The 9,225-nt window shown below is 71.2% G+C and carries 9 protein-coding genes; 5 read left to right on the forward strand and 4 right to left on the reverse strand.

Going from position 1 to position 9,225, the window contains the following annotated elements; genetic code table 11:
* Window positions 1–18: 18 nt before the first annotated feature.
* Window positions 19–903 (reverse strand): septum formation family protein, encoded by an 885-nt coding sequence (locus tag ACWGH4_RS24520; RefSeq protein ID WP_453464584.1) that lies wholly within the window; start codon window positions 901–903, stop codon window positions 19–21.
* 133 nt (window positions 904–1,036) lie between these two features.
* On the reverse strand, window positions 1,037–3,091 hold the full coding sequence (locus ACWGH4_RS24525) for an FAD-dependent oxidoreductase (protein WP_453464587.1): 2,055 nt from the start codon (window positions 3,089–3,091) through the stop codon (window positions 1,037–1,039).
* A gap of 702 nt (window positions 3,092–3,793) precedes the next feature.
* On the opposite strand from ACWGH4_RS24525, the gene ACWGH4_RS24530 reads away from it, so the two are divergent.
* The 5 genes from ACWGH4_RS24530 to ACWGH4_RS24550 all read left to right on the forward strand — a co-directional run bounded on the left by ACWGH4_RS24530 (window position 3,794) and on the right by ACWGH4_RS24550 (window position 7,131).
* Window positions 3,794–3,955 (forward strand): hypothetical protein, encoded by a 162-nt coding sequence (locus ACWGH4_RS24530; protein WP_441263429.1) that lies wholly within the window; start codon window positions 3,794–3,796, stop codon window positions 3,953–3,955.
* A gap of 47 nt (window positions 3,956–4,002) precedes the next feature.
* Window positions 4,003–4,794: a bestrophin-like domain gene (locus ACWGH4_RS24535; protein WP_441263428.1), complete on the forward strand. Its 792-nt coding sequence runs from the start codon at window positions 4,003–4,005 to the stop codon at window positions 4,792–4,794.
* Window positions 4,795–4,913: 119 nt separating this feature from the next.
* On the forward strand, window positions 4,914–6,002 hold the full coding sequence (locus tag ACWGH4_RS24540) for a CE1758 family FMN-dependent luciferase-like monooxygenase (RefSeq protein ID WP_441263427.1): 1,089 nt from the start codon (window positions 4,914–4,916) through the stop codon (window positions 6,000–6,002).
* Window positions 5,999–6,610 (forward strand): FMN reductase, encoded by a 612-nt coding sequence (locus ACWGH4_RS24545; RefSeq protein ID WP_453464592.1) that lies wholly within the window; start codon window positions 5,999–6,001, stop codon window positions 6,608–6,610. Before ACWGH4_RS24540 ends, ACWGH4_RS24545 begins: the two co-directional genes overlap by 4 nt.
* 68 nt (window positions 6,611–6,678) lie before the next feature.
* Window positions 6,679–7,131: a universal stress protein gene (locus ACWGH4_RS24550; protein WP_453464595.1), complete on the forward strand. Its 453-nt coding sequence runs from the start codon at window positions 6,679–6,681 to the stop codon at window positions 7,129–7,131.
* 70 nt (window positions 7,132–7,201) lie between these two features.
* On the opposite strand, the gene ACWGH4_RS24555 is transcribed toward ACWGH4_RS24550, so the two are convergent.
* Together ACWGH4_RS24555 and ACWGH4_RS24560 are read right to left on the reverse strand one after the other, a co-directional pair.
* Complete coding sequence (locus ACWGH4_RS24555) at window positions 7,202–8,059, reverse strand: ABC transporter permease (protein ID WP_453464598.1); 858 nt, start codon at window positions 8,057–8,059, stop codon at window positions 7,202–7,204.
* Window positions 8,056–9,024, reverse strand: a complete 969-nt coding sequence (locus ACWGH4_RS24560) for an ATP-binding cassette domain-containing protein (RefSeq protein ID WP_441263423.1) — start codon at window positions 9,022–9,024, stop codon at window positions 8,056–8,058. The genes ACWGH4_RS24555 and ACWGH4_RS24560 overlap by 4 nt, the downstream gene beginning before the upstream one ends.
* Window positions 9,025–9,225: the final 201 nt, after the last annotated feature.

Below are 9,225 nucleotides of genomic sequence, written 5' to 3' on the forward strand. Positions count from 1 at the left end.
GTCCCGCTGCGGCGGGCGTCAGCCCGCCCAGACCTCCGCGTCGTCGGCCGGGACGGTGGTGGCCAGGCCGAGCTCCTTGCGCGCGGCGACCGCCCCGTTCGGGTCGAGGCCGGTGAAGGCCGGGTCGTAGGAGACGTAGAACGCGTCGGCGTCGGCGGCGTTCGCGGCCTTCTTCCAGTGCCCGGCGGTCTTCTCCAGCTGCGCGCGCAGCTTGCCGGTCTCCACGCCCTTGATGCCCTTCATGCCAGCGATGTGCGTGTCGAGGGCGGCGGCGACGGCCTTGGCCTGGGCCTTGTAGCCGGCGAGGTCGTCCTCGACGGTCTCCGCTTCGGGCTGGGTCGTCCACAGCGCCTCGTAGACGGCGTTGGCGCCCTTGAGGTACGCGGTCTGCTCCGGCTTCGACGCCTCGGGGCCGGCCTTCAGCGAGCCGGTGAGCTTGCCCGTCTCCTGGGTGTAGCTGCAGCTCACGGAGCGGTCGCCGGTGGCCCAGCTCTCGCTGGTCGGCGTGTAGTAGAAGATCTCCACACCCTTGGGCAGCGCCCAGGTGTCCGGCGAGAACTTCTGGGCCTCCACCGGGCAGCGCTCGTCGGCGATCGCCCAGATCGCGTCGTTGCCGGGGAAGGTCTTGCCTTCGTCGAGGGTGAACTCGCCGACGACCTCCGCCTGGTGCGGCTCGGCGCAGGGCACGACCTCGATGGCGACCGCTTCACCCTCGGTGGCCTTGCCGTTCGGGTTGTAGCAGTCCCCCGGGTTGAGCGAGAACACGGACCGCTGCCGGGCCACCTTCTTCGCGCCGTCCTTGGCGCCGTCGACGACTTCCGAGCACCCCACCGCGCCTACGGCGAGCAGAGCGACGGCGGCGGACATACCGCGCAGGGACCGGGACAGGGAGCGGACTGCCATGACGCGTACATCCTCTTACGAAAGTCTTATGAATGTCGTGCGCATGGTATGCCACCCCTGTGACCGGCTCGTGAGCGCGGGCCGGCGGCCGGAAGGGACCCGAGCGGGTCGCCTCCCGGCCGGGGTCGCGCGGTCAGAGGGTGGCGGCCAGCCGGGTGCCCTGGTCGATGGCGCGCTTCGCGTCCAACTCGGCTGCCACGTCGGCCCCTCCGATGAGGTGCACGGTCCGGCCGGCCGCGGCGAGCTCGTCGTACAGTCCGCGCTGCGGCTCCTGGCCGGTGCAGAGCACGACCGTGTCGACGGGCAGCACGGACGAGGTGCCGTCGACGGTCAGGTGCAGGCCCTCGTCGTCGATCCGCTCGTAGGTGGCGCCCGCCGTCATCGTCACGCCGCGGTGCTTGAGCTCCGTGCGGTGGATCCAGCCCGTCGTCTTCCCGAGACCGGCACCGACCTTGCTGGTCTTGCGCTGGAGGAGGTGCACGGCCCGCGGCGGGGCCGGGCGCACGGGCTTCGTCAGCCCGCCACGGGCCGCGTAACCGGTGTCGACGCCCCACTGGCGGAAGTACGTCTCCGGGTCCTGGCTCGCGCCCTCGCCGCCGTCGGTGAGGAACTCCGCGACGTCGAAGCCGATCCCGCCGGCGCCGATGACGGCGACGCGCTCACCGACCGGGGCGCCGTCACGCAGCACGTCGAGGTAGCTGACGACGCTCGGGTGGTCGACGCCGTCGATCTCGGGGGTGCGCGGTGTGACGCCGGTGGCGACGACGACCTCGTCGAAGTCGGCGGCCGGGAGGTCGCCGGCGCCGACGCGGGTGCCGAGACGCAGGCGGACGCCGCACTCCGCGAGCCGGGTGCGGAAATAGCGGAGGGTCTCGTTGAACTCCTCCTTGCCCGGGACCCGCTTGGCGATGTTCAGCTGGCCGCCGATCTCGTCCGCGGCGTCGAAGAGGGTCACCTCGTGGCCGCGCTCGGCGGCGGAGACGGCGCAGGCCAGACCGGCGGGACCGGCGCCGACGACGGCGATGCGCTTCTTCAGCCGGGTGGGCGCGAGGACCAGTTCGGTCTCGTGGCAGGCGCGCGGGTTCACCAGACAGGAGGTGATCTTGAGGTTGAAGGTGTGGTCCAGGCAGGCCTGGTTGCAGCCGATGCAGGTGTTGATCGCGTCGGCGCGTCCGGCCCGCGCCTTGGCGACGAAGTCGGGGTCCGCGAGGAAGGGGCGGGCCAGGGACACCATGTCGGCGCGCCCGTCGGCGAGCAACTCCTCGGCGACCTCGGGGGTGTTGATCCGGTTGCTCGTCACCAGCGGCACCGAGACGGCGCCCATCAGCTTCTTGGTCACCCAGCTGTACGCGCCGCGCGGCACGGACGTCGCGATGGTGGGGATGCGGGCCTCGTGCCAGCCGATGCCGGTGTTGATGATCGTGGCGCCCGCCGCCTCGATCTCCTTGGCGAGCGTCACGACCTCTTCGAGCGAGGAGCCGCCGGGGACCAGGTCGAGCATGGAGAGCCGGTAGATCAGGATGAAGTCGGTGCCGACCGCTTCACGCGTCCGGCGGACGATCTCCAGGGGCAGCCGGATGCGGTTCTCGTAGCTGCCGCCCCAGCGGTCGGTGCGGTGGTTGGTGGCGCTCGCGATGAACTCGTTGATGAAGTAGCCCTCGGAGCCCATGATCTCGACGCCGTCGTAGCCCGCCGACTTGGCGAGGGTGGCCGCCCTGACGAAGTCCTCGATGGTCTCCTCGACCTCGGCGTCGGTCAGGGCGTGCGGGACGAACGGGCTGATGGGCGCCTGGATGGCGCTGGGCGCGACCAGGTCCTGGTGGTAGGCGTACCGGCCGAAGTGGAGGATCTGCATGGCGATCCGGCCGCCCTCTGCGTGCACGGCGTCGGTGACGACGCGGTGCTGCGCGGCCTCTTCGTCGGTGGTCATCCTGGCCCCGCCCTCGTACGGGCGGCCGCGGTCGTTGGGCGATATGCCGCCGGTGACGATGAGGCCGACACCGCCGCGGGCACGCTCCGCGTAGAAGGCGGCCATGCGCTCGAAGCCGCGCTCCGCCTCTTCGAGGCCGACGTGCATGGATCCCATCAGGACCCGGTTGGGCAGGGTGGTGAACCCGAGGTCGAGCGGGCTCAGCAGATGGGGGTACGGCGTCGGCCCGGCCGTGGTGGTGCTGGTGCTCGTGCTCATCGGTCCTCCTCGCGCGGGGTGTCGACTGAATGTTTAGCCGCCCCAGGGGCCTTTTGCAACAAAGTGCAAAATGACTCGCGCCACAGGGCGCCCGCGCGGTCGAATGAACTCACTAATCATCCAAAGGGGTGATTTTGCTCATACGACTCCTTCCGGGACCTCTACCGTGGCGTCGTGGCGGGATGGCAGCACGTGAGCGCACTGGGGGTCGCGGCGATTCTCGGAACACACGGGGTGGGAATCGTTGCCGCCGCGTCCGGGAACGCCGACGGATCCGGGCATGCCGACGTATCGGCGACCGCATCCGATCATGAGCCGGCGCCGGAGCACAGCACAGACGATCCGACCCTCTCGGTGTCGGTGGCGTTACCGGGGCTGATCGGCGTCGGAGTGTCGGTGACCATCGGCGGGGACTGCCCGCCCGGGCCCACGCCGACGCCGCCCGCGCCGACGCCCCCGCCCTCTCCGCCGGCGCCACCGCCGCCCGAGCCCCCGCAAACGCCCGCCCCTTCGCCGCCGCCCGCACCTGCGCCGACGCCCTCGCCTCCCCCGGCACCGACACCGTCGCCGTCCGCCGAACCGCCGGCCCCGCCCGTGGTGCGGACCGAGGCGCCCGCAGCGCCGGCCCCACCGGCGCCTCCCGAACCGCCGGCCCCCGCCCCGCCCGCCGCGGCTCCCGCGCCGCCGGCCCGCGCGGAGGCCGTGGCCATCCGCACATACCGGCCCGCGTCCGGGGGAGTGGAGCCCGCCGACGGGACGCCCCTCACGATCCTGATGCTGGTCACCACCACTCCGGCCGTGCTCGCCGCGGCCCTGCTGCGCCCCCGCTCGCAGTCCGCCGCCAACCGGCGCGGCCGGGCCTGATCCTCGCCCCGCACCTCCCAGACCTCACCTCACCACCGGAGACCCCCATGTCCGAATGGCTGGTCCTGGCCATCGTGATGGCCGCCGCCTGCGCCGTCGTCCTCGTCGTCACCCTCCTCAGCCAGCGCACGCGCGACGCCGCGGCGGAGACCGGCATCGAGGAGCGGGAGGCCCCGGAGACACCTGATGTGCTCGAGTACATGGTGATGATGGTCGGCGTCGTGTACGCGATCGTGCTCGGCCTCGCCATCGCCGGCGTCTGGGAGGCTCGCGGCGCGGCACAGGACGCCGTCCGCACGGAGGCGCAGGCGCTGCACGAGGTCACCCAGCGCGCCCAGGTGTATCCGGCCGACTTCCGCGACCGGCTCCGGGATGACATCGACGTCTACGTCGCGGAGGTGGTCGAGACCGAGTGGCCCCGGATGATCGACCACAAGGAGCTGTCGCCGCGAGGGACGGAGTTGCTGGCGGCCGTGCGCTCCGACGTGGCGGAGCGCGAACCGAAGAACGAGCTGGAGGCCCAGGCCTACCAGCCGATGCTCGACCAGGTCGCGGCCGCGGAGGACGCGCGCAACGCCCGTGCGTCGGGTGCCGAGGAGACGCTGCCGGGCATCGTATGGTTCGGCCTGATCAGCGGGGCCGCCGTCACGATCGGACTGATCTTCACGATGCAGATCGGCCGTACGTTCCGGGAGCTGCTGCTCGCGGGCCTCTTCAGCGCGCTGATCGCGTTCCTCCTCTTCCTCGTCTGGGACTTCGACGCACCGTTCGGCCGGTCGGGCTCCGAGTCGGCGGACGCCTTCCGCCAGCTGTTCCCGGGGGCCGTCGGCCCGAGCTGAGGCCCGCGGGGCCGGCAGGGACGGCGGTGGTCCGGCGCGGCCGGAATAGCCGCCGGGGTGTCACGGTTGAGCGGTACAGTTAGTTCAACGTTCAACCAAGCCCGAGAGGTGAACACGTCATGCAGTTCGGCATCTTCACGGTCGGCGACGTCACGCCGGACCCGACCACCGGCCGTACGCCGAGCGAGCACGAGCGGATCAAGGCGACGGTCGCCATCGCCCGCAAGGCGGAAGAGGTCGGTCTCGACGTCTTCGCGACCGGCGAGCACCACAACCCGCCGTTCGTCCCCTCCTCGCCGACCACCCTGCTCGGGCACGTCGCCGCCCTGACCGAGCGGATCACGCTCTCCACGTCGACCACGCTGATCACCACCAACGACCCGGTGAAGATCGCCGAGGACTACGCGTACCTCCAGCACATCGCGGACGGCCGCGTCGACCTGATGATGGGCCGCGGCAACACCGGCCCCGTCTATCCGTGGTTCGGCAAGGACATCCGCCAGGGCATCCCCCTGGCCATGGAGAACTACGCGCTCCTCCACAGGCTGTGGAGGGAGGACGTCGTCGACTGGGAGGGCAAGTTCCGTACGCCCCTCCAGGGCTTCACCGCGACCCCGCGCCCGCTCGACGGCGTCCCGCCGTTCGTCTGGCACGGCTCGATCCGCTCCCCCGAGATCGCCGAGCAGGCCGCGTACTACGGCGACGGCTTCTTCCACAACAACATCTTCTGGCCCATGTCCCACACCAAGAAGATGGTCGGGCTGTACCGGCAGCGGTTCGCGCACCACGGCCACGGCACCCCCGAGCAGGCCATCGTCGGGCTGGGCGGCCAGGTGTTCATGCGCAGGAACTCGCAGGACGCGGTGCGCGAGTTCCGTCCGTACTTCGACAACGCGCCCGTCTACGGCCACGGGCCGTCCCTGGAGGACTTCACCGAGCAGACACCGCTGACCGTCGGCTCCCCGCAGCAGGTCATCGAGCGCACGCTCGGCTTCCGCGACGCGGTCGGCGACTACCAGCGCCAGCTGTTCCTGATGGACCACGCGGGGCTGCCGCTGAAGACCGTCCTCGAGCAGCTCGACATCCTCGGCGAGGAGGTCGTGCCGGTGCTGCGCGAGGAGTTCGCCAAGCTGCGGCCGGCCGGGGTCCCGGAGACCGCCCCGCAGCACCCCGCCGTCCTCGGCCGGAACACGAAGGAGACGTCATGACGCAGACCTCAGGGCCCGTGAACCTCGTCGTCGTATCGGCCGGGCTGGGGGTCCCGTCCTCCAGCCGGCTGCTGGCCGACCGGATCACCGAGTCCGTGCGCCGGGAGCTCGCGGGCGGGCGCGAGGTGCGGGTGACGGTCGTCGAGCTGCGCGACCTCGCCGTGCCCATCGCGAACAACCTGGTGACGGGCTTCCCGGCGGAGCCGCTCGCCGACGCGATCGACGCGGTGACCGGCGCCGACGGGCTGATAGCCGTGACGCCCGTGTTCACCGCCTCGTACAGCGGACTGTTCAAGTCGTTCTTCGACCTGATCGAGCCCGACGCGCTCACCGGGAAGCCGGTGCTGATCGCGGCGACCGGCGGGACCGCACGGCACTCGCTGGTGCTGGAGCACGCACTGCGGCCGCTGTTCGCCTACCTGCGGGCGATCGTCGTGCCGACCGCCGTGTACGCGGCGTCCGAGGACTGGGGTGGTTCGGGCGATCCGATGACCGACACCCTGCCCGACCGGATCGCCCGCGCGGGCCGCGAGCTCGCCACTCTGATGGCCTCGCGAACCACCGGCGCACCGGACCACGCCACGGCAACAGCCGACCTGTTTGCGTAGATTTACATAGGCTTGCACCGGCTATGGCCGGACAGGCCAAGGGCCAGGCGGCTATGGAGGTGGCGGACATGACGGACACGACCGGCACGGCGGGCAGGATCGTCGTGGGCGTCGACGGCTCGGAGCCGTCGATCAGGGCCCTGCGATGGGCCGTACGGCAGGCCGGGATGACAGGGGACTCCCTGGAGGCCGTCATCAGCTGGGAGTACCCCGCCGCCGGCTGGGCCTCGATGGTCGCCGCCATCCCGGCCGAGTTCGACCCGCAGGCGCTGGCGGCCAAGGTGCTCGACGACACCCTCGAGCAGACACTCGGCGCCGAGGCCGCCGCGTCCGTGACCCGTACCGTCCTGATCGGCAGTGCGGCGCAGGCCCTGATGGACAGGTCCGCGGGCGCCTCGCTGCTGGTCGTCGGCGACCGGGGCTACAGCGGCTTCAAGGCGACGCTGCTCGGCTCCGTCGGCCTGCACCTCACCCAGCACGCGCCCTGCCCGGTCGTCGTCGTACGCGGCGAGCGCGACTGACGCACCTTCTTGACGGCGACGCCCCCGGCCTGTTCACGGGCCGGGGGCGTCGCCGTCGCGGCGGGCGGGGTCACTTGCGGTTGTAGAGGCGCATCGTGACCGTGCCGAAGACGACCACGAGCACGGCCGACCAGCCGAGCGACCAGGCGATGTCCGCCGCCGGCCAGTTGCCCGCCATCAGCTCCCGCACCGCGGTGGAGACATGGGTGACGGGACTGTTGTTGACGAAGGCCTGGAGCCAGCCGGGCATCGTCCGCGGGTCGACGAACACGTTGCTCAGGAACGTCATCGGGAAGATGACCATCATGCTGACGCCCATCACCGACTTCTCGGTGCGCAGCAGCAGGCCGAACATCGTCCAGATCCACGAGAACGCGAACGAGAAGACCATCAGCACCGCGATACCGAGCACGATGCCGACCGGCCCGCCGTCGGGGCGGTACCCGATGATCAGCCCGACGGCCAGCATCACGACCGAGGCGATCAGATAGCGGACCACGTCGCCGAGCAGATAGCCGACCATGGGCGCGGGCCGCCAGATCGGCAGCGTGCGGAACCGGTCGAAGACGCCCTTGGAGATGTCGTTGTTGACGGCGACACCCGTGTACATCGTGATCATCACGACGCTCATGGTCAGGATGCCGGGCAGCAGGAACTGGATGTACGCGTCGACGGAGCCGGCGATCGCGCCCCCGAAGAGGTACGTGTACATCAGCACCATCATGATCGGGAACGCCGTCACGTCGAACAGCTGCTCCGGCACATGCTTGATCTTGAGCATGGCGCGCCAGCCGAACGTCAGCGACGCCGACCACGCACTGGGCCTCGGGGGCCGCTCCGCGGCCACCAGCAGCGAGGCGAGGTCCTCCGCCTTCGGTGCTTCGAATTCCAGCTCGCCGGGGTCCTTGGTGGTGGTGGCGGTGCTCATGCGGCCTCCCCCTTCTTGTCGGTCAGGGCGAGGAAGACCTCGTCCAGGCTGGGTTGTCCCAGCGCGAAGTTGTCCACGGTGATGCCCGAGCGGGCGAGCTCGGCCAGCGCGTGCGCCGCCTGCTCCGCCGCTCCGCGTTCGGTGGCCCGGCCGTTGACCCGGGCGGTGAGGGCGACCGGATCGGCGTCGAGCAGCACCTCCGCGCCCAGCGCCTCCGCCAGCACCCGCTCGGCCTTCGGCCGCTGGTCGGCGTCGCGCAGCCGCAGGTGCACGGCCCCCGACCCGACGGAGGCCTTCAGCTCGCCCTTCGTGCCCTCGGCGATGACCTTGCCGTGGTCGATCACTGCGATCCGTGACGCGAGGTGGTCGGCCTCGTCGAGGTACTGCGTCGTCAGCAGCACCGTCGTCCCCTGGGAGACGACGGCCCGCACGATGTCCCAGACCTGGTTGCGGCTGCGCGGGTCGAGGCCGGTGGTGGGCTCGTCGAGGAAGAGCAGGTCCGGGGTGTTGAGGATGGACGCGGCGATGTCGATGCGGCGCCGCATGCCTCCCGAGTAGTTCTTCACCTGCTTGCCGGCCGCCTCGCGCAGACCGAACGCCTCCAGCAGCTGGGCCGCCCGGTCCCTGGCCGCCGGCTTGGCGTGGCCGAGCAGCCGCGCGAGCAGCACCAGGTTCTCCGTGCCCGTCAGGTCCTCGTCGACGGAGGCGTACTGGCCGGTGAGGCTCACCCGGCTGCGGACCGCGTCGGCGTCCTTCTGCACGTCCTTGCCGAAGACGCGGGCCTCACCGCCGTCCGGTCGCAGCAGGGTGGCGAGCATCCGGACCGTGGTCGTCTTGCCGGCGCCGTTCGGTCCGAGAACTCCGTAGACCGTGCCGGCCGGCACCCGGAGGTCGACGCCGTCCACGGCGCGGTTGTCGCCGAAGACCTTCACCAGTCCGGTGGTCTCGATTGCCAGATCAGTCATCGTCAAGTCCTTCGGTCCCTTGGTGCCCGTGCAGTAGAGACGACGTGGAGTGCGGGAAGTCATCGGTCGGGCGGAAAATTCGCGGCCGGTCCGGTGGTCCCGAGTCAGCGCGACGTCCCCGACCGCCGCCGCCCGGGACGGTCGCGGCAGGGCGCCGGCCCCCGGCGGCATCGCGTCGGCGGGGGGGGGGTTGAGGCGCCC

It is taken from the genome of Streptomyces sp. NPDC054847 (assembly GCF_053610925.1).

Coding starts and splice junctions, on each gene's coding strand:
- ACWGH4_RS24525 (WP_453464587.1), bottom strand. CDS start 3,091: ATGAGCACGAGCACCAGCACCACCACGGCCGGGCCGACGCCGTACCCC.
- ACWGH4_RS24520 (WP_453464584.1), bottom strand. CDS start 903: ATGGCAGTCCGCTCCCTGTCCCGGTCCCTGCGCGGTATGTCCGCCGCC.
- ACWGH4_RS24535 (WP_441263428.1), top strand. CDS start 4,003: ATGTCCGAATGGCTGGTCCTGGCCATCGTGATGGCCGCCGCCTGCGCC.
- ACWGH4_RS24545 (WP_453464592.1), top strand. CDS start 5,999: ATGACGCAGACCTCAGGGCCCGTGAACCTCGTCGTCGTATCGGCCGGG.
- ACWGH4_RS24560 (WP_441263423.1), bottom strand. CDS start 9,024: ATGACTGATCTGGCAATCGAGACCACCGGACTGGTGAAGGTCTTCGGC.
- ACWGH4_RS24550 (WP_453464595.1), top strand. CDS start 6,679: ATGACGGACACGACCGGCACGGCGGGCAGGATCGTCGTGGGCGTCGAC.
- ACWGH4_RS24555 (WP_453464598.1), bottom strand. CDS start 8,059: ATGAGCACCGCCACCACCACCAAGGACCCCGGCGAGCTGGAATTCGAA.
- ACWGH4_RS24540 (WP_441263427.1), top strand. CDS start 4,914: ATGCAGTTCGGCATCTTCACGGTCGGCGACGTCACGCCGGACCCGACC.